This window comes from Pseudomonas sp. Pseusp21 (assembly GCF_059492145.1).
On sequence record NZ_CP168520.1, the window covers coordinates 4,088,220 to 4,106,325 of the forward strand.

At 62.6% G+C, this 18,106-nt stretch carries 16 protein-coding genes; 15 read left to right on the plus strand and 1 reads right to left on the minus strand.

The window, feature by feature from the left end; genetic code table 11:
* The first annotated feature begins 82 nt into the window (after positions 1-82).
* Positions 83-337, plus strand: a complete 255-nt coding sequence (locus ACEN93_RS18675) for a hypothetical protein (RefSeq protein ID WP_007952486.1) — start codon at positions 83-85, stop codon at positions 335-337.
* Positions 338-368: 31 nt separating this feature from the next.
* Positions 369-938 carry a lipocalin family protein gene (locus tag ACEN93_RS18680; protein ID WP_039764712.1) on the plus strand — a complete coding sequence of 190 codons (570 nt, stop codon included), beginning with the start codon at positions 369-371 and terminating at the stop codon, positions 936-938.
* Positions 939-1,076: 138 nt separating this feature from the next.
* Here the strand turns inward: ACEN93_RS18680 and ACEN93_RS18685 are convergent, their stop codons facing one another.
* Positions 1,077-2,441, minus strand: coding sequence for a formimidoylglutamate deiminase (locus tag ACEN93_RS18685; RefSeq protein WP_495610361.1), 1,365 nt, complete (start codon positions 2,439-2,441; stop codon positions 1,077-1,079).
* A gap of 146 nt (positions 2,442-2,587) precedes the next feature.
* On the opposite strand from ACEN93_RS18685, the gene hutC reads away from it, so the two are divergent.
* The 13 genes from hutC to ACEN93_RS18750 all read left to right on the plus strand — a co-directional run bounded on the left by hutC (position 2,588) and on the right by ACEN93_RS18750 (position 18,016).
* Entirely contained in the window at positions 2,588-3,298 is a 711-nt protein-coding gene (gene hutC, locus ACEN93_RS18690) for a histidine utilization transcriptional repressor HutC (protein WP_170844914.1), read from the plus strand.
* Positions 3,295-3,864, plus strand: coding sequence for a HutD/Ves family protein (locus ACEN93_RS18695; protein WP_163973873.1), 570 nt, complete (start codon positions 3,295-3,297; stop codon positions 3,862-3,864). The genes hutC and ACEN93_RS18695 overlap by 4 nt, the downstream gene beginning before the upstream one ends.
* A gap of 507 nt (positions 3,865-4,371) precedes the next feature.
* Positions 4,372-6,054 (plus strand): urocanate hydratase, encoded by a 1,683-nt coding sequence (hutU, locus tag ACEN93_RS18700; RefSeq protein WP_064382814.1) that lies wholly within the window; start codon positions 4,372-4,374, stop codon positions 6,052-6,054.
* A gap of 77 nt (positions 6,055-6,131) precedes the next feature.
* On the plus strand, positions 6,132-7,604 hold the full coding sequence (locus ACEN93_RS18705; RefSeq protein WP_085684018.1) for a purine-cytosine permease family protein: 1,473 nt from the start codon (positions 6,132-6,134) through the stop codon (positions 7,602-7,604).
* A gap of 70 nt (positions 7,605-7,674) precedes the next feature.
* Positions 7,675-8,643, plus strand: a complete 969-nt coding sequence (locus tag ACEN93_RS18710; RefSeq protein WP_039764723.1) for an ABC transporter substrate-binding protein — start codon at positions 7,675-7,677, stop codon at positions 8,641-8,643.
* Between the two features lie 84 nt (positions 8,644-8,727).
* Positions 8,728-9,579 (plus strand): ABC transporter permease, encoded by an 852-nt coding sequence (locus tag ACEN93_RS18715; protein ID WP_007952475.1) that lies wholly within the window; start codon positions 8,728-8,730, stop codon positions 9,577-9,579.
* Positions 9,576-10,406: a quaternary amine ABC transporter ATP-binding protein gene (locus ACEN93_RS18720; protein ID WP_052266509.1), complete on the plus strand. Its 831-nt coding sequence runs from the start codon at positions 9,576-9,578 to the stop codon at positions 10,404-10,406. Before ACEN93_RS18715 ends, ACEN93_RS18720 begins: the two co-directional genes overlap by 4 nt.
* Positions 10,407-10,587: 181 nt before the next feature.
* Positions 10,588-12,111: a histidine ammonia-lyase gene (gene hutH / locus ACEN93_RS18725; RefSeq protein ID WP_495610362.1), complete on the plus strand. Its 1,524-nt coding sequence runs from the start codon at positions 10,588-10,590 to the stop codon at positions 12,109-12,111.
* A gap of 116 nt (positions 12,112-12,227) precedes the next feature.
* Positions 12,228-13,760 (plus strand): histidine ammonia-lyase, encoded by a 1,533-nt coding sequence (gene hutH / locus ACEN93_RS18730; RefSeq protein ID WP_039764727.1) that lies wholly within the window; start codon positions 12,228-12,230, stop codon positions 13,758-13,760.
* 128 nt (positions 13,761-13,888) lie between these two features.
* Complete coding sequence (hutI, locus tag ACEN93_RS18735) at positions 13,889-15,094, plus strand: imidazolonepropionase (protein ID WP_495610363.1); 1,206 nt, start codon at positions 13,889-13,891, stop codon at positions 15,092-15,094.
* A gap of 10 nt (positions 15,095-15,104) precedes the next feature.
* Positions 15,105-15,905, plus strand: a complete 801-nt coding sequence (gene hutG, locus ACEN93_RS18740) for an N-formylglutamate deformylase (protein ID WP_495610364.1) — start codon at positions 15,105-15,107, stop codon at positions 15,903-15,905.
* 246 nt (positions 15,906-16,151) lie between these two features.
* Positions 16,152-17,099, plus strand: coding sequence for a choline ABC transporter substrate-binding protein (locus ACEN93_RS18745; protein ID WP_495610365.1), 948 nt, complete (start codon positions 16,152-16,154; stop codon positions 17,097-17,099).
* Positions 17,099-18,016, plus strand: a complete 918-nt coding sequence (locus tag ACEN93_RS18750) for an alpha/beta hydrolase (protein WP_495610366.1) — start codon at positions 17,099-17,101, stop codon at positions 18,014-18,016. Before ACEN93_RS18745 ends, ACEN93_RS18750 begins: the two co-directional genes overlap by 1 nt.
* The last annotated feature ends 90 nt before the right edge of the window (positions 18,017-18,106 follow it).

Genomic DNA, 18,106 nt, shown 5'->3' on the forward strand with positions numbered 1-18,106 from the left:
GCCAGGGAACCAGACAGGGGTTTTCTCTTCTAAGCTTCTGGTTGGCGCCAGGCCATCCCCCTTCCGCTCCAGGAGTTACACCATGTCGCTGCGATCTATCGCCCTTCTGTCGTTTTGCGTGCTGTTGGCCGCATGCAGCAAGGTCAATCAGGAAAACTATTCGAAGCTCTCGGCCGGCATGGCCAAGGCCGAAGTCGAGACGCTGCTCGGCAAGCCCACCGATTGCTCGGGCGCGCTGGGCATGTCCAGTTGCACCTGGGGCGACAAGAACAGCTTTATCAGCGTGCAGTACGCCGGTGACAAAGTGCTGATGTTTTCCGGCCAAGGCCTGAAGTAAACCGGGGCTTCGCGCCCACGGGAGAAAAACAATGAAGCGGTTATTGCTTGTCCTTTTTGCCGGCCTGGTATTGGCTGGCTGCGCCACGTCCGGTGAAGATCCGCTGGCGCCGAAGACGGTCAACAGTGTCAATCTCAAGCGTTACCAGGGCACCTGGTACGAGCTGGCGCGTCTGCCGATGTATTTCCAGCGCAATTGCGCGCAATCCGAAGCCCGTTACTCGCTCAAGCCCGACGGCAATATCGCGGTGTACAACCGCTGTCTGACGGCAGACTGGAAGTGGGAAGAGGTCAAAGGCACGGCTTATCCACAGGTGCCGGGCAAGACCGACAAGCTGTGGGTCGAGTTCGATACCTGGTTCTCGCGCCTGATTCCGGGTGTGGCGAAGGGTCAATACTGGGTGCTGTACGTCAGCGATGACTACAAGACCGCCCTCGTGGGCGACCCGAGTCGTCGCTACCTGTGGCTGTTGTCCCGCACGCCGACCGTCAACGGTGTGGTGCGTGAGGAACTGCTGAGCAAGGCGCGCCAGCAGGGTTATGACACCACGCGTCTGATCTGGCGGGCGTCGGATCAGCAGATGGCCAAAACGTCCAACTGACTTCTCCTGTTCTGATCGTTCCCACGCTCCGCGTGGGAGTGCCTCAATGGACGCTCTGCGTCCGCTTTTGGGACGCGGAGCGTCCCGGGCTGCATTCCCACGCAGAGCGTGGGAACGATCAGTAACAGAGGTTTTGTGTCAGCCCAAAAGCTCTCGCAGGACCTGGGTGAAGGCGCGATTGCTGTCCTCCTCCCCGGCATGTCGCCCCTCGCGCACGACCCACTGACCGTTGACCAGCACGTCGCGCACCTGACGATCGCCACCGGCAAACAGCCAGCGATTGAGAATCCCGTCACCGCTGGCCGTGGTCAGATACGGATCGCTGCCATCGAGCACAATCCAGTCGGCACGCTTGCCGACCTCCAGCGCACCGATCGGCTGGCCCAGCGCCTGAGCACCTCCATCCAGCGCCGCGTCGTACAACGTGCGGCCAACCATCGGCTGATCCGCGCCATACAAGCGATTGCGCCGCTGATCGCGCAGACGCTGGCCGTATTCCAGCCAACGCAATTCTTCCACCACGCTCAACGACACATGGCTGTCGGAGCCAATCCCCATGCGCCCACCCTGAGCGAGGAAATCCACCGCCGGGAATATCCCGTCGCCGAGGTTGGCCTCGGTGGTCAGGCACAGGCCGGCGATGGCGCGACTGTTGGCCATCAGGGTGACTTCTTCCGGGTTGGCGTGGGTCGCGTGCACCAGGCACCAGCGCTGATCGACTTCGGTGTTTTCGTACAGCCATTGCAGCGGGCGACGACCGCTCCAGCTCAGGCAGTCATCGACTTCCTTCTGCTGCTCGGCGATGTGGATGTGCACCGGGCATTGCTGGTCGCTGGCCGCCAGTACTTCGCTGATCTGTTGCGGTGTGACCGCGCGCAACGAGTGGAAGCACAGGCCCAGCGACTGCGCCTTTTGCTGCGCCAGCAGGGGTTGCAGGCGCGATTGCAGCTTCAGGTAGTTTTCGGTGCTGTTGATGAAACGGCGCTGGCCTTCGTTCGGCGTCTGGCCGCCGAAACCGCTGTGGCTGTAGAGCACGGGAAGTAACGTCAGACCGATGCCGGCCGAGCTGGCCGCCTGGCTGATGCGTAACGCCAGCTCGGCCGGGTCGGCGTAAGGCTGGCCGTTGTTATCGTGGTGGACGTAATGGAATTCGGCGACCGAGGTGTAACCGGCCTTGAGCATTTCGATGTACAGCTGACGGGCAATCACCCCGAGCTGGTCGGGGCTGATTTTTCCGACGAGCCGGTACATCAGATCGCGCCAGGTCCAGAAACTGTCGTTGGGATTGCCGGCCACTTCCGCCAGTCCCGCCATCGCTCGCTGGAACGCGTGGGAGTGCAGATTCGGCATCCCCGGCAGCAGCGGACCGCTCAACCGTTCGGCGCCATCTGCGGTGGAATCGGCCTGGATTCGGGTCAAAACGCCATCGGCGCTGACCTCGAGACGTACATGGTTGGCCCATCCGTTAGGCAGCAGCGCGCGTTCGGCAAAGAAGGCGGACATGGTTCAGCACCCCATCGTGTGTTATTTGTATATACATATACAGACGTTTGCCTGCCCGGTAAACTCCGGCAAGCTAGCAACTTTCATCCAATGAACAGGGATCCACCGTGCCGACTCCGCCTCCAGTCTCCCCGTTGGCCGCGAACATGGGCGACAGTCCGGCGCCCTTGTACGCCCGCGTCAAACAGATGATCACCCAGCAGATCGACAGCGGTAACTGGCCGCCCCATTACCGCGTGCCGTCGGAGAGCGAGCTGGTCAGCCAACTGGGCTTCAGCCGCATGACCATCAACCGCGCACTGCGGGAAATGACCGCCGACGGTCTGCTGGTGCGCATGCAAGGCGTCGGCACTTTCGTTGCTGAACCGAAGAGCCAGTCCGCGCTGTTCGAAGTGCACAACATCGCCGACGAAATCGCCTCCCGTGGCCATCGCCACACCTGTCAGGTAATCACTCTGGAAGAAGAGGCTGCCGGTTCCGAACGCGCGCTGGCGCTGGACATGCGCGAAGGACAGAAGGTCTTTCACTCGCTGATCGTGCATTACGAAAACGACATTCCGGTGCAGATCGAAGACCGTTTCGTCAACGCGTTGGTCGCCCCGGAATATCTCAAGCAGGACTTCACCCTGCAAACGCCTTACGCCTATCTGAACCAGGTCGCGCCGCTGACCGAAGGCGAGCACGTGGTCGAAGCGATCCTTGCCGAAGCGTCCGAATGCAAATTGCTGCAGATCGAAAAAGGCGAGCCGTGCCTGCTGATCCGCCGTCGTACGTGGTCGGGTCGTCAGCCGGTGACGGCGGCACGCCTGATTCACCCCGGTTCTCGTCATCGTCTGGAAGGTCGGTTTCATAAATGAAAGAGTTGAAGGTATTACGCGCCGAAGGCTACCCGCGCATGCCGTGGAAAAACGGCGGCGGCAGCACCGAGGAAATCACCCGTGACGCCGGCGCCGGCCTCGACGGTTTTGGCTGGCGCCTGTCGATTGCCGACATCGCCGAATCCGGCGGCTTTTCGACCTTCGCCGGTTACCAGCGGGTCATCACGGTATTGCAGGGCGACGGCATGACCCTTTGTGTCGACGGCGACGATACCCGGCCGTTGTTACCCCTCGACCCGTTTGCCTTCAGCGGCGAGAGCCAGGTGTCCTGCACCTTGCTCGGTGGCGCAATCCGCGACTTCAACCTGATCTACTCGCCCCAGCGTTACAGCGCACGCCTGCAATGGCTGGACGGCGAACAGCGGTTTTTCAGTTCGGCGAGCACCGTGCTGGTCTTCAGCGTCAGCGAACTGCTGGAGGTCACGGTCAGTGACAGTGCATCGCAACTCGGCCACCATGACTGCCTGCAACTGGACGGTAACACCGGGCTGACGGAGATTGCCGTCAATGCCGGCTGCTGCGTGATCGAACTGTCCCCGCGCTGATCCTCCCTTCTGATCGTTCCCACGCTCCGCGTGGGAATGCCGCCATGGACGCTCCGCGTCCGCTTTGTGACGCAGAGCGTCATGGAATGCATTCCCACGCAGAGCGTGGGAACGATCAAAAACCGCTGCTTTTAAAGCAGCGGTTTTTTTTCGTCCCGACGTTCCCGAAATGCGCACCAACTTGTTACCGAACGCCCCAGCGTGGCGCAGAACCACGCTTTCGTAACAACCTCTCGCCACCCTCTATCCACCCCGCGAAAAATTTCATGGACGCCAGAGCCCTTGATTCAGGCGCTCTGCAGCCCTGTTCGGAATTTTTATTGAACAGCCCTCCAACAAGTTGGCCGCTCGATTGCATATGCTTGTATGTACAAGTAAAGACGTATGCGTATGAGTCGATCGAGACTCTCCGCAGCGTCCACTGATTCGCTTGTCGCGCACTGAGGCGCACAGGCTGCTTGCCCACTGCCAGGGTTGGTTTGAATTGATCGCTGAGGAGTCTTTTTCGTGACTGACAACAACCGCACTAAATTCCGTGACGTCGAAATCCGTGCCGCCCGCGGTAACAAGCTGACCGCCAAGAGCTGGCTGACCGAAGCGCCGCTGCGCATGCTGATGAACAACCTCGACCCGGAAGTCGCCGAGAACCCGAAAGAACTGGTGGTCTACGGTGGCATCGGTCGCGCTGCGCGTAACTGGGAGTGCTACGACAAGATCGTCGAGAGCCTGACCAACCTCAACGAAGACGAAACCCTGCTGGTGCAATCGGGCAAGCCGGTCGGCGTGTTCAAGACCCACAGCAACGCCCCGCGCGTACTGATCGCCAACTCCAACCTGGTGCCGCACTGGGCAACCTGGGAACACTTCAACGAACTCGACGCCAAAGGCCTGGCCATGTACGGCCAGATGACCGCCGGCAGCTGGATCTACATCGGCAGCCAGGGCATCGTCCAGGGCACCTACGAAACCTTCGTTGAAGCCGGTCGCCAGCACTACAACGACAACCTCACCGGCAAGTGGGTCCTGACCGCCGGCCTCGGCGGCATGGGCGGCGCCCAGCCACTGGCCGCGACCCTCGCCGGTGCCTGCTCGCTGAACATCGAATGCCAGCAGATCAGCATCGATTTCCGCCTCAAGACCCGCTACGTCGACGAGCAGGCCAAAGACCTCGACGACGCGCTGGCCCGCATCGCCAAATACACCTCCGAAGGCAAGGCGGTTTCCATCGCCCTGTGCGGCAACGCCGCTGAAATCCTTCCGGAACTGGTCAAGCGCGGCGTGCGCCCGGACATGGTCACCGACCAGACCAGCGCCCACGACCCGCTCAACGGTTACCTGCCGGCCGGCTGGACCTGGGACGAATACCGCGCCCGCGCCAAGACCGAGCCAGCCGCTGTGGTCAAGGCCGCCAAGCAATCGATGGCCGTCCACGTCAAAGCCATGCTCGACTTCCAGAAGATGGGCGTGCCGACCTTCGACTACGGCAACAACATCCGTCAGATGGCTCAGGAAGAAGGCGTCGAAAACGCATTCGATTTCCCAGGCTTCGTACCGGCCTACATCCGTCCGCTGTTCTGCCGTGGCATCGGCCCGTTCCGCTGGGCGGCGCTGTCGGGTGATCCGCAGGACATCTACAAGACCGACGCCAAAGTCAAAGAGCTGATCCCGGACGACGCCCACCTGCACAACTGGCTGGACATGGCCCGCGAGCGCATCAGCTTCCAGGGTCTGCCGGCGCGTATCTGCTGGGTCGGCCTGGGCCTGCGCGCCAAGCTCGGTCTGGCGTTCAACGAAATGGTGCGCAGCGGCGAGCTGTCGGCGCCGATCGTGATCGGTCGCGACCACCTCGACTCCGGCTCGGTCTCCAGTCCGAACCGTGAAACCGAGTCGATGCAGGATGGCTCCGATGCCGTCTCCGACTGGCCGCTGCTCAACGCGCTGCTGAACACCGCGAGCGGTGCGACCTGGGTGTCCCTGCACCACGGCGGCGGCGTCGGCATGGGCTTCTCCCAGCACTCGGGCATGGTGATTGTCTGCGACGGTACTGACGAAGCGGCCGAGCGTATCGCTCGCGTGCTGCACAACGACCCGGGCACCGGCGTCATGCGTCACGCCGATGCCGGTTACCAGATCGCCATCGACTGCGCCAAGGAACAAGGGCTGAACCTGCCGATGATCACCGGCAAGTGAACATCTGCGGGAGCGGGCACCCTCGCTCCCACAGGGCCACAACAACAATAACCAGAACAATCCACAGAGGTTGAATCATGGCGGGCAACACCGATCGTGCAGGCAGTAAACCGTTGATCGAAAGGCGTTCGATCGACTACATCCCGGAAGCGGAAAGACACGGTCGTCTGTTCAGTCAGTTCACCCTGTGGATGGGTGCCAACCTGCAAATCACCGCGATTGTCACCGGGGCCCTGGCCGTGGTGCTGGGCGGCGATGTGTTCTGGTCGTTGATCGGTCTGCTGATCGGTCAATTGCTGGGCGGCGGGGTGATGGCGCTGCACGCAGCGCAAGGGCCGAAGCTTGGCCTGCCGCAGATGATTTCCAGCCGGGTGCAGTTCGGCGTCTACGGCGCGGCGATTCCGATCGTGCTGGTGTGCCTGATGTACCTCGGCTTCACCGCCACCGGAACGGTGTTGTCCGGTCAGGCGCTGGGCCAGTTGTTCGGGGTCAGCGATACCGTTGGCATCCTGCTTTTCGCCAGCGTCATCGTCGTGGTCACGGTGCTTGGCTATCGGGTGATTCACTGGATCGGCCGCATCGCCAGTGCCATTGGCGTGATTGCTTTCGTTTATCTGTTCAGCCGTCTGATGAGTCAGGTGGACGTCGGCGCACTTCTGGAAATCCGCCACTTCAGCTGGAGCAGTTTCCTGCTGGCGGTGTCGCTCGCGGCCTCCTGGCAGATCGCTTTCGGCCCTTACGTGGCGGACTACTCGCGTTACCTGCCGAGCAAGGTGTCGTCGGTGAAAACCTTCTTCGCCGCCGGTGCCGGTTCGGTGATCGGTGCGCAGGTGGCGATGATCCTCGGTGTGTTCGCGGCCGCTTCGGCCAACGGGCAATTCGCCGGTCATGAAGTCGCCTACATCGTCGGTCTGGGCGGGACCGGTGCCACCGCCGCGCTGCTGTATTTCAGCATCGCGTTCGGCAAGGTCACCATCTCCACCCTGAACTCCTACGGCAGCTTCATGTGCATCGCGACCATCATCAGCGGCTTCCGTGGCCACCTGACGGTCACCCGCATGCAGCGTCTGGTGTTCGTGCTGGTGATCGTCGGCGCGGCGACCCTGATCGCACTGCTCGGCCAGCATTCGTTCCTCGGTGCGTTCAAGTCCTTCATCCTGTTCCTGCTGGCGTTCTTCACGCCGTGGAGTGCGATCAACCTGGTGGACTACTACTGCATCACCCGCGAGCGCTACGACGTGCCGGCACTGGCGGATCCGAACGGTCGCTACGGCCGCTGGAACCTCCTCGGTATCAGCGTTTACGTGTTCGGGGTGCTGGTGCAACTGCCGTTCATTTCCACCAAGTTCTATACCGGTCCATTGGTGGCGGCCCTGGGGGATGTGGATATTTCCTGGATCATCGGTCTCGTGCTGCCCGCAGCGCTGTACTACGTCTGCGCGAAAAAATGGCACGGCACCGTACCCGATCGACTGATTCTGCCCGTCGAGCAGGACAGCGTTGTACAACCTAAAACAAGCGGGGCCGGTCGCGCTGCGGCGCAGGCCTGATTTGGACGTGGACAGGGCTGGATGCCTCTTGACTGCCGTAAGCCAATTCATGATTAGGAGCGTCACAACAATGAAATCGAACAAGACCCTGCTGACCACATTGCTTTCCATGGGCCTGCTGGCCAGCGCCGGCGCGACCCAGGCCGCCGGCTGGTGCGAGTCCGGCAAACCGGTGAAATTCGCCGGCCTGAACTGGGAAAGCGGCATGCTGCTGACCGACGTGCTGCAAGTGGTGCTGGAAAAAGGTTACGACTGCAAGACCGACAGCCTGCCGGGCAACTCCATCACCATGGAAAACGCCCTGAGCAGCAACGACATCCAGATCTTCGCCGAAGAATGGGTCGGCCGCAGCGAGGTCTGGAACAAGGCCGAGAAGGCCGGCAAGGTCGTCGGTGTCGGCGCCCCGGTGGTGGGTGCGATCGAAGGCTGGTACGTGCCGCGCTACGTGATCGAAGGCGACGCCAAACGCAAGATCGAAGCCAAGGCGCCGGACCTGAAAAACATCGCCGACCTGGGCAAATACGCCGCCATCTTCAAGGACGCCGAAGAGCCTTCCAAGGGCCGCTTCTACAACTGCCCGGCCGGCTGGACCTGCGAGCTGGACAACAGCGAAATGCTGAAAAGCTACGGCCTCGAAAACAGCTACACCAACTTCCGTCCGGGCACAGGTCCAGCGCTGGATGCGGCTGTGCTGTCGAGCTACAAGCGTGGCGAGCCGATCCTGTTCTACTACTGGTCGCCAACCCCGCTGATGGGCCAGATCGACGCGGTGAAGCTGGAAGAGAAACCGGGCGTCGACAAGACCGTGACCATCAAGGTCGGTCTGTCCAAGACCTTCCACGAGCAAGCGCCGGAACTGGTGGCCGTGCTGGAAAAGGTCAACCTGCCGATCGACCTGCTGAACCAGAACCTGGGCCGCATGGCGAAGGAACGTATCGAGTCGCCAAAACTGGCGAAAATCTTCCTCAAGGAACATCCTGAGGTCTGGCATGCGTGGGTGAGTGAAGACGCTGCCAAGAAAATCGACGCGGCGCTGTAGGTCGAATTCCTCCCGGCCAACCGAGAGGCTGGCCGGGGTGTTCGCCGCAATCGCTTGATTGAGTTTCCTGATTGAGAGCCGCTTATGTTTCCCGAAAGCTTTACCTTTTCCATCGCCGACTGGGTCAACGGTTGGGTCGATGCGCTGGTCACCAACTACGGCGATGTGTTCCGTCATATCTCCGACACCCTGCTGTGGGCCATCGTCAATCTTGAAGGCCTGCTGCGCGCCGCGCCGTGGTGGTTGATGCTGGCCATCGTCGGCGTCGTGGCCTGGCATGCGACGCGCAAAGTCGTGACCACCGCCGTGATCGTCGGTCTGTTGTTCCTGGTCGGCGCTGTCGGTCTGTGGGACAAGTTGATGCAGACCCTCGCGCTGATGATGGTGGCGACGGTCATTTCGGTGCTGATCGGCGTACCGCTGGGGATTCTCTCGGCGCGCAGCAATCGCCTGCGTTCGGTGCTGATGCCGCTGCTCGACATCATGCAGACCATGCCGAGCTTCGTGTACCTGATTCCGGTGCTGATGCTGTTCGGCCTGGGCAAGGTGCCGGCGATTTTCGCCACCGTGATCTATGCCGCGCCGCCGCTGATCCGCCTGACCGATCTGGGCATCCGCCAGGTCGACGGCGAAGTGATGGAAGCGATCAACGCCTTCGGTGCCAACCGCTGGCAGCAACTGTTCGGCGTGCAACTGCCGCTGGCCCTGCCGAGCATCATGGCCGGGATCAACCAGACCACCATGATGGCCCTGTCGATGGTGGTGATCGCCTCGATGATCGGCGCCCGTGGCCTGGGTGAAGATGTGCTGGTGGGCATTCAGACCCTCAACGTCGGACGCGGGCTTGAAGCCGGTCTGGCGATCGTGATTCTCGCAGTGGTCATCGACCGCATTACCCAGGCGTATGGTCGGCCACGGCATGAGGTGAGCAAATGAGCAACGCAACCGTGAGCAAGATCGAAGTCAAAAACGTCTTCAAGATTTTCGGCAACCGCGCCAAGGACGCTCTGGCGATGGTCGGCCAGGGCAAGACCAAGGATCAGGTGCTGAACGAAACCGGTTGCGTGGTCGGGGTCAATGACTTGTCCCTGAGCATCGGCACCGGCGAGATCTTCGTGATCATGGGCCTGTCCGGCTCCGGCAAATCGACCCTGGTGCGCCACTTCAACCGCCTGATCGACCCGACCAGCGGCGCGATCCTGGTGGACGGCGTGGACATCCTGCAATACGACATGGAAGCCCTGCGCGAATTTCGCCGGCACAAGATCAGCATGGTGTTCCAGAGCTTCGGTCTGCTGCCGCACAAGACCGTGCTCGACAACGTCGCCTACGGCCTGAAAGTGCGCGGCGAGAGCAAGCAACTGTGCGCCGAGCGCGCGCTGCACTGGATCAACACCGTGGGCCTCAAGGGCTACGAAAACAAATACCCGCACCAGCTCTCCGGCGGCATGCGCCAGCGTGTCGGTCTGGCTCGCGCCCTGGCGGCGGACACCGACATCATCCTGATGGACGAAGCGTTCAGTGCGCTGGATCCGCTGATCCGCGCCGAGATGCAGGACCAGTTGCTGGAGCTGCAAAAGACCCTGCACAAGACCATCGTCTTCATCACCCACGACCTCGACGAGGCCGTGCGCATCGGCAACCGCATCGCGATCCTCAAGGACGGCCGCCTGATCCAGGTCGGCACGCCGAAAGAGATCCTGCATTCGCCGGCGGACGAGTATGTCGACCGTTTCGTGCAGCGGCGGGCGGCTGTGGTTTAAAGGTTTACGGCAGGCTCGTTCCCACGTCGAGGCGTCGAACCGTCTGCGTAGGAATGCATACCGTGACGCTCCGCGTCACCATTGCGCAGGACTTGAGTCTTGCGGTGAGAGCGGGACGCGGAGCGTCCCAGGCGGCGTTCCCACGCAGAGCGTGGGAACGATCAGGTTAATGAGGTTTTAGATGTCCCAGGCTGAGAAAATCGTTATCGCCGACGCTCCGATGCGTTGGCAGGATGTGGTCGCAGTCGCCCGTCACGGCGCGCAGCTCGAGCTGTCGGCGCAGACCTGGGCGCGCATTGAAAACGCGCAGGGCATCGTCCAGCGCATCGTCGCCAGCGGCGAGCGCGCCTATGGCGTGAACACCGGGCTCGGTGCGCTGTGCAACGTCTCGCTGAAAGACGAACAGCTCAGCCAGCTGTCGCGCAACACCTTGCTCAGCCATGCCTGCGGCGTCGGTCCGGTACTGGCCGACGAGCAGACCCGCGCCATCCTGTGCGCTGCGATCCGCAACTACAGCCACGGCAAATCCGGCATTCATCGCCGGGTGGTCGAAGCGCTGCTGGCGCTGCTCAATCGCGGCATCACCCCGCAAGTGCCGTCCCAGGGTTCGGTGGGTTACCTGACCCACATGGCCCACATCGGCATCGCGCTGCTGGGCGTGGGCAATGTCAGCTATCGCGGGCAGATCGTGTCTGCACAGCAGGCGCTGGCCGAAGAGGGCCTGCAACCGGTTCAGCTCGGGGCGAAGGACGGTCTGTGCCTGGTCAACGGTACGCCGTGCATGACCGGCCTCGGTTGCCTGGCGATTGCCGACGCCACACGTCTGCTGCAATGGGCCGACGTGATCGGCGCCATGAGTTTCGAAGCCCAGCGCGGCCAGATCGCCGCGTTCGATGCCGAGATCATTGCGCTCAAACCGCATCCGGGCATGCAGCAGGTCGGCGTCAATCTGCGCGCCTTGCTCGATGGCAGCGAAGTGATCGCGGCGAGCAAAGGCATTCGCACTCAGGATGCCTTGAGCATCCGCTCGATCCCGCAGGTGCACGGCGCCGCCCGCGATCAACTGGAACACGCGATCAAACAGATCGAAACCGAACTCAACGGCTGCACCGACAACCCGTTGCTGCTGGGCACGCCGGATGACTTCCGTGTCATGTCCCAGGCCAACCCGCACGGGCAATCGGTGGCGCTGGCGGCGGATCTGCTGGCGATTGCGATGGCCGAAATCGGCTCGATTGCCGAGCGGCGTCTGGATCGCCTGATCAACCCGCACGTCAGCGGTCTGCCGGCATTCCTGGTGGCCAATCCGGGGGTGAACTCCGGGATGATGATCGTGCAATACGTCGCCGCGTCGCTGTGCGCGGAAAACCGCCAGTTGGCGCAGCCGGCGGTGCTCGACAACTACGTCACCTCGGGCCTGCAGGAAGATCACTTGAGCATGGGCACCAACGCCGCGCTGAAGCTGTATCGCGCGCTGGAAAACTGCACTCAGATCCTCGCCATCGAGTACCTGCTGGCGGCCCAGGCGTTTGAATTTCTCAAGGAACAGCGCTTCGGCGCCGGCACCGATACCGCCTGGCGACTGCTGCGCGAAAAGGTCCCGGCCTACGATCAGGATCGCTGGCTGGCGCCGGATATCGCCGCAGCTGCAAACGTTCTGAAAGACACGGATCTGCTGCACAACGCATTACCGAATTTGCACTGAAAACTACCCACGCCAGCGTGCCAAGGCGCGGCTCCCCAAAAGGGCAGACGCGACGGACAACGGACATCTCCGGAGCGTCTGGCGAGTTAACAATAAACTCTCAAAAGGAGCACAAAATGACTGCGCTGAACCTGATCCCCGGCCAACTGAGCCTGGCCCAACTGCGTGACGTTTATCAGAACCCGGTCAAGCTGACCCTCGACAACAGCGCCAGCGCGCAGATCGAAGCCAGCGTGGCCTGCGTCGAGCAGATCCTCGCGGAAAACCGCACCGCCTACGGCATCAACACCGGTTTCGGCCTGCTGGCCTCGACCCGCATCGCCAGCGAAGACCTGGAAAACCTCCAGCGTTCGCTGGTGCTGTCCCACGCCGCCGGCGTCGGCCAGCCGATCAGCGATGAGCTGGTGCGCCTGATCATGGTGCTCAAGGTCAACAGCCTCAGCCGTGGTTTCTCCGGCATCCGTCGCGTGGTGATCGATGCGCTTATCGCCCTGATCAACGCCGAGGTCTACCCGCACATTCCGTTGAAAGGCTCGGTCGGTGCATCCGGTGACCTCGCGCCGCTGGCGCACATGTCGCTGGTGCTGCTGGGTGAGGGCAAGGCGCGCTACAAGGGCGAGTGGATGGAAGCGACCGAAGCGCTGAAAGTCGCCGGTCTGACCCCGCTGACCCTGGCGGCCAAAGAAGGTCTGGCGCTGCTCAACGGTACTCAGGTTTCCACCGCATTCGCGCTGCGTGGTCTGTTCGAAGGTGAAGACCTGTTCGCCGGCGCACTGGCACTGGGCGGTCTGACGGTGGAAGCGGTGCTCGGTTCGCGTTCGCCGTTCGACGCACGCATCCACGCCGCCCGTGGCCAGAAAGGCCAGATCGACGCCGCTGCCGCTTACCGCGATCTGCTGGGCGAGCGCAGCGAAGTCTCCGACTCGCACCAGAACTGCGAAAAGGTGCAGGACCCGTACTCGCTGCGTTGCCAGCCGCAAGTCATGGGCGCGTGCCTGACCCAGTTCCGCCAGGCCGCCGAAGTGCTGGCCATCGAAGCCAATGCCGTATCCGACAACCCGCTGGTGTTCGCGGCCGAAGGCGACGTGATTTCCGGCGGCAACTTCCACGCCGAACCTGTGGCCATGGCCGCTGACAACATGGCCCTGGCCATTGCCGAAATCGGTTCTCTCAGCGAGCGCCGTATCTCGCTGATGATGGACAAGCACATGTCGCAACTGCCGCCGTTCCTGGTGGCCAATGGCGGCGTGAACTCCGGCTTCATGATCGCCCAGGTGACCGCTGCGGCCCTGGCCAGCGAAAACAAGGCGCTGTCCCATCCGCATTCGGTGGACAGCCTGCCGACTTCTGCCAACCAGGAAGACCACGTGTCGATGGCCCCGGCTGCCGGCAAGCGCCTGTGGGAAATGGCCGAGAACACGCGCGGGATTCTTGCGGTGGAATGGCTGGCGGCGGTGCAGGGCCTGGACCTGCGCAACGGCCTGAAGACCTCGGCCAAACTGGAACAGGCCCGTGGGATTCTGCGTCGCGAAGTGCCGTTCTACGAGAAGGACCGCTTCTTCGCGCCGGATATCAACGCGGCGACCGAGCTGCTGGCTTCGCGGGTGCTGACGGAGCTGGTTCCGGCGAAACTGCTGCCTAGCCTTTAACCACTACTGATCGTTCCCACGCTCTGCGTGGGAATGCCTCAAGGGACGCTCCGCGTCCAGTGACGCGGAGCGTCACGGGCTGCATTCCCACGCAGAGCGTGGGAACGATCGCAAGACGAGGACTTGGGATGAAAACCCTCTGGCAACACTGCCACGTCGCAACCATGGCGCAAGGCGTCTACTCGATCATCGAGGATGCGGCCATCGTGACGTCCGGTGCACTCATCGAGTGGATCGGCCCGCGCAGCCAATTGCCGTCAGGCGAATACCCGGCGGTCAATGACCTGCAAGGCGCTTGGGTCACTCCCGGGCTGATCGACTGCCACACCCACACCGTGTTCGGCGGCAACCGCAGCGGCGAATTCGAGAAGCGCCTGCAAGGCGTCAGCTATGCAGAGATCGCCGCCGCCGGCGGCGGCATCGCCAGCACCGTGCGCGCCACGCGCGAAGCCTCGGAAGACGAGCTGTTCGCCAGCGCCGCCAAGCGCCTGAAAAGCCTGATGCGCGACGGCGTGACCACGGTCGAAATGAAATCCGGCTACGGCCTCGATCTGGCCAGCGAGCGCAAGATTTTGCGGGTCATCCGTCGCCTCGCCGCCGAGCTGCCGATCAGCGTGCGCAGCACCTGTCTGGCTGCCCACGCCTTGCCGCCGGAATACAAGGATCGCGCCGACGCTTACATCGATCACATCTGCGCCGAGATGCTCCCTGCGCTGGCCGCCGAAGGGCTGGTCGATGCGGTGGATGCGTTCTGCGAATACCTGGCGTTCTCCCCGGAGCAGGTCGAGCGGGTGTTCATCGCCGCGCAAAAACTCGGTCTGCCGGTGAAGCTGCACGCCGAGCAATTGTCGTCGCTGCACGGTTCCAGCCTCGCTGCGCGCTACCACGCATTGTCCGCCGATCACCTGGAGTTCATGGACGAGGCCGACGCCATCGCCATGGCCGAGTCCGACACCGTCGCGGTGTTGTTGCCGGGCGCGTTCTACTTCCTGCGCGAAACCCAGTTGCCACCGATGGACGCCCTGCGCAAACACAAGGTGAAAATCGCCATCGCCAGCGACCTCAACCCCGGCACCTCGCCGGCGCTGTCTTTGCGCCTGATGCTGAACATGGCCTGCACCTGCTTCCGCATGACCCCGGAAGAGGCCCTGGCCGGCGCCACGATTCATGCGGCACAAGCCCTGGGCATGGCCGAGACCTACGGTTCGCTGGAAGTCGGCAAGGTCGCCGATTTTGTCGCCTGGCAGATCGACCGCCCGGCGGATCTGGCGTATTGGCTGGGTGGTGAACTGGACAAACGCGTCGTGCGTCACGGCGTTGAATCAAGTCTGTAGGAGAGCGGTTGTGGATAAGGTTCTGAACTTCAAACAAGGTCGCGTGCCGCTGCTGATCAGCATGCCCCACGCCGGCGTACGCCTGACCCCGGCGGTCGAGGCCGGGTTGATCCCGGACGCGAAAAGTCTGCCGGACACCGACTGGCACATTCCGCAGCTCTACGATTTCGCCGCCGAACTGGGCGCCAGCACCCTGGCGGCCGAGTACTCGCGATTCGTCATCGACCTGAACCGGCCGTCCGACGACAAACCGCTGTACGCCGGCGCCACCACCGGGCTGTACCCGGCGACGCTGTTCGATGGCATTCCGTTGTTCAAGGAAGGTCAGGAGCCGTCGAAAGCAGAACGTGCGACCTATCTGGAGCAGATCTGGACGCCGTACCACCGCACCTTGCAGGAAGAGCTGGCGCGGTTGAAGGCCGAATTCGGTTACGCGTTGCTGTTCGATGCGCATTCGATCCGCTCGATCATCCCGCACCTGTTCGACGGCAAGCTGCCGGACTTCAACCTCGGCACTTTCAACGGCGCCAGTTGCGATCCGCAGTTGGCCACGCAACTGGAAGCGATCTGCGCCCGCCACGACACTTACAGCCATGTGCTGAACGGGCGCTTCAAGGGCGGCCACATCACCCGTCACTACGGCAACCCGGCGGAAAACATCCACGCTGTGCAACTGGAGCTGGGCCAGTGCACGTATATGGAAGAGTTCGAACCGTTCCGCTACCGCGCCGATCTGGCGGAGCCGACGCGGGTGGTGCTGAAGGAATTGCTGCAAGGGCTGCTCGCCTGGGGCAAAAACCACTACAACTGAGTCAGCTGTGATCGTTCCCACGCTCTGCGTGGGAATGCCTCAAGGGACGCTCCGCGTCCAGTGACGCGGAGCGTCACGGGCTGCATTCCCACGCGGAGCGTGGGAACGATCGGGAGACGTCGCCACCGTGCAAATCCCGGTCGCCACAGTTCGCTTTTCCCGCTCGTCTGCTGCGTAATGTTTCGGCCACGGTGCAAGAAGACACCGATCCGAACAATAACCCGCTGCCGCACGAGACGATCCCACATGAAAAGACTGTTCACTCGTTGTGCGTTAATCCTGACCGGCAGTGCGCTGCTCAGCGCCGGCGCCATGGCTTCCGATGATGCTTCCTGCAAAACCGTGCGCATGGGCGTCGTCAACTGGACCGACGTGATCGCCACCAGCGGCATGGCCGACGTGCTGCTCAACGGCCTCGGCTACGAAAGCAAGCAGACCAGCGCCGTGCAGCAAATCATCTTTGCCGGCATCCGCGACAAGCGTCTGGATATCTTCCTCGGCTACTGGAAACCGGCGATGGACAAGAATATTGCGCCGTTCCTCGCCGCCAATCAGGTCAAGGTCATGGACAAACCCAGCCTGGCCGACGCCCAGGCGACGTTGGCAGTGCCGGATTACGTAGCGGCGGCAGGCCTGAAAACCTTCGGCGACATCGCGAAATTCAAGGATCAGCTCGGCGGCAAGATTTACGGCATCGAGCCCGGCAGTGGCGCCAACACCACGATCAAGACCATGATCGAAACCAACCATTTCGGCCTGAAGGATTTCAAGATCGTCGAATCCGGTGAGGCCGGCATGCTCGCCGCCGTGCAGCGGGCGGTGAACCGCAGGGAGTTCGTGGTGTTCGTCGGCTGGACGCCGCACCCGATGAACATCAACATGAAAATCACCTACCTGACCGGCAGTGAAGACGTCTACGGCCCCAACGAAGGCGCCGCCACCGTTTCCACCGTCACCGCGCCGGACTACGCCGAGCGCTGCCCTAACGTCCATCGACTGCTGGAAAACCTGACCTTTACCGCCGCCCAGGAAAGCCAGTTGATGGTGCCGATCATGGAGCGCAAGACACCTCAGGAAGTGGCGAAGACCTGGCTGCGTGAGTATCCCGAAGACCTGCAACGCTGGCTGGCGGGTGTCAGCAGTTTCGACGGCAAGGACGGCGTGGCCACGGTTCAGGCCAGCCTGAAAAACTGATGAGCACTTATCCACTTTCACCGGCGATGGCAGCCTTCGTTTCCAGAACCGAAGGCTTTGCCAGCGAGGACAGCAGCCTCGGCGGATTGCGCAAATCCTATGACGCCATGTGCCGCGCCTTCACGCCCGAACGGCCGGCGGGTCTGGAGGTGGTGGATTTCCAGTTGAGCGGGGTGGCGGTGCGTTCGTATCGCCCGCCTGTCCGGCCATCGGCCAGTGGCTGGCCGTGCGTGTTGTACCTGCACGGCGGCGGCTGGGTGGTCGGCGGGCTGGATTCCCATGACTTCATCTGCTGCGAGCTGGCCATGGCGCTCGGGGCGATGGTGGTGGCGGTGGACTATCGGCTGGCGCCGGAGCATCCGTTCCCGGCCGGTTTCGAGGATTGCCTGAGCGTCTGGCGCGCGTTGCGCAGCGGGCCGTTCTGGTTCGATCCCGGACGGATGCTGGTGGCCGGCGACAGTGCCGGGGGCAATCTGGCGGCGGCGCTGTGCCTGGCGCTGCGCGATGCCGGCGAGCCGCTGCCGGGTGCGCAGGTCTTGATCTATCCGGGGCTGGGAGGCGACGTGCAGTTACCGTCGCGCAGCGAATGTGCCGATGCGCCGTTGCTCGCCAGCAGCGATCTCGACTGTTATCACGCCTTGTACCTGCGCGGCACCGCCAAGCCGAACGCCTATGCGATGCCGTTGCTGGCCGGGGACTTCAGCGGTTTGCCCCCGGCCTGGATTGCCGTGGCGCAGTTCGATCCGCTGCGTGACGACGGCGTGTGCTACGCCGAACGGCTGAACGCGGCGGGCGTCGACGCGGCGCTGCATTACGGCGAAGGGCTGGTTCACGGCTGCCTGCGGGCGCGAAATCAGGTCGCCGAGGTCGATCGTCTCTTTGAGAACCTGCTGGGGTTCATGGCTGACAAAATGTGACAGCGCACGGGCATGCTCATTGACGTAAATCGGGTTTATGATGCCGGACGGCAGAATAATAGAAGTCCCCTCAGGGATGACCTCGACCCC

Excerpts from the sequence above, each read along its gene's own strand:
- ACEN93_RS18675 (WP_007952486.1), top strand. The coding sequence starts at position 83 with ATGTCGCTGCGATCTATCGCCCTTCTGTCGTTTTGCGTGCTGTTGGCC.
- ACEN93_RS18680 (WP_039764712.1), top strand. The coding sequence starts at position 369 with ATGAAGCGGTTATTGCTTGTCCTTTTTGCCGGCCTGGTATTGGCTGGC.
- ACEN93_RS18685 (WP_495610361.1), bottom strand. The coding sequence starts at position 2,441 with ATGTCCGCCTTCTTTGCCGAACGCGCGCTGCTGCCTAACGGATGGGCC.
- hutC (WP_170844914.1), top strand. The coding sequence starts at position 2,588 with ATGGGCGACAGTCCGGCGCCCTTGTACGCCCGCGTCAAACAGATGATC.
- ACEN93_RS18695 (WP_163973873.1), top strand. The coding sequence starts at position 3,295 with ATGAAAGAGTTGAAGGTATTACGCGCCGAAGGCTACCCGCGCATGCCG.
- ACEN93_RS18705 (WP_085684018.1), top strand. The coding sequence starts at position 6,132 with ATGGCGGGCAACACCGATCGTGCAGGCAGTAAACCGTTGATCGAAAGG.
- ACEN93_RS18710 (WP_039764723.1), top strand. The coding sequence starts at position 7,675 with ATGAAATCGAACAAGACCCTGCTGACCACATTGCTTTCCATGGGCCTG.
- ACEN93_RS18715 (WP_007952475.1), top strand. The coding sequence starts at position 8,728 with ATGTTTCCCGAAAGCTTTACCTTTTCCATCGCCGACTGGGTCAACGGT.
- ACEN93_RS18720 (WP_052266509.1), top strand. The coding sequence starts at position 9,576 with ATGAGCAACGCAACCGTGAGCAAGATCGAAGTCAAAAACGTCTTCAAG.
- hutH (WP_495610362.1), top strand. The coding sequence starts at position 10,588 with ATGTCCCAGGCTGAGAAAATCGTTATCGCCGACGCTCCGATGCGTTGG.
- hutH (WP_039764727.1), top strand. The coding sequence starts at position 12,228 with ATGACTGCGCTGAACCTGATCCCCGGCCAACTGAGCCTGGCCCAACTG.
- hutI (WP_495610363.1), top strand. The coding sequence starts at position 13,889 with ATGAAAACCCTCTGGCAACACTGCCACGTCGCAACCATGGCGCAAGGC.
- ACEN93_RS18745 (WP_495610365.1), top strand. The coding sequence starts at position 16,152 with ATGAAAAGACTGTTCACTCGTTGTGCGTTAATCCTGACCGGCAGTGCG.
- ACEN93_RS18750 (WP_495610366.1), top strand. The coding sequence starts at position 17,099 with ATGAGCACTTATCCACTTTCACCGGCGATGGCAGCCTTCGTTTCCAGA.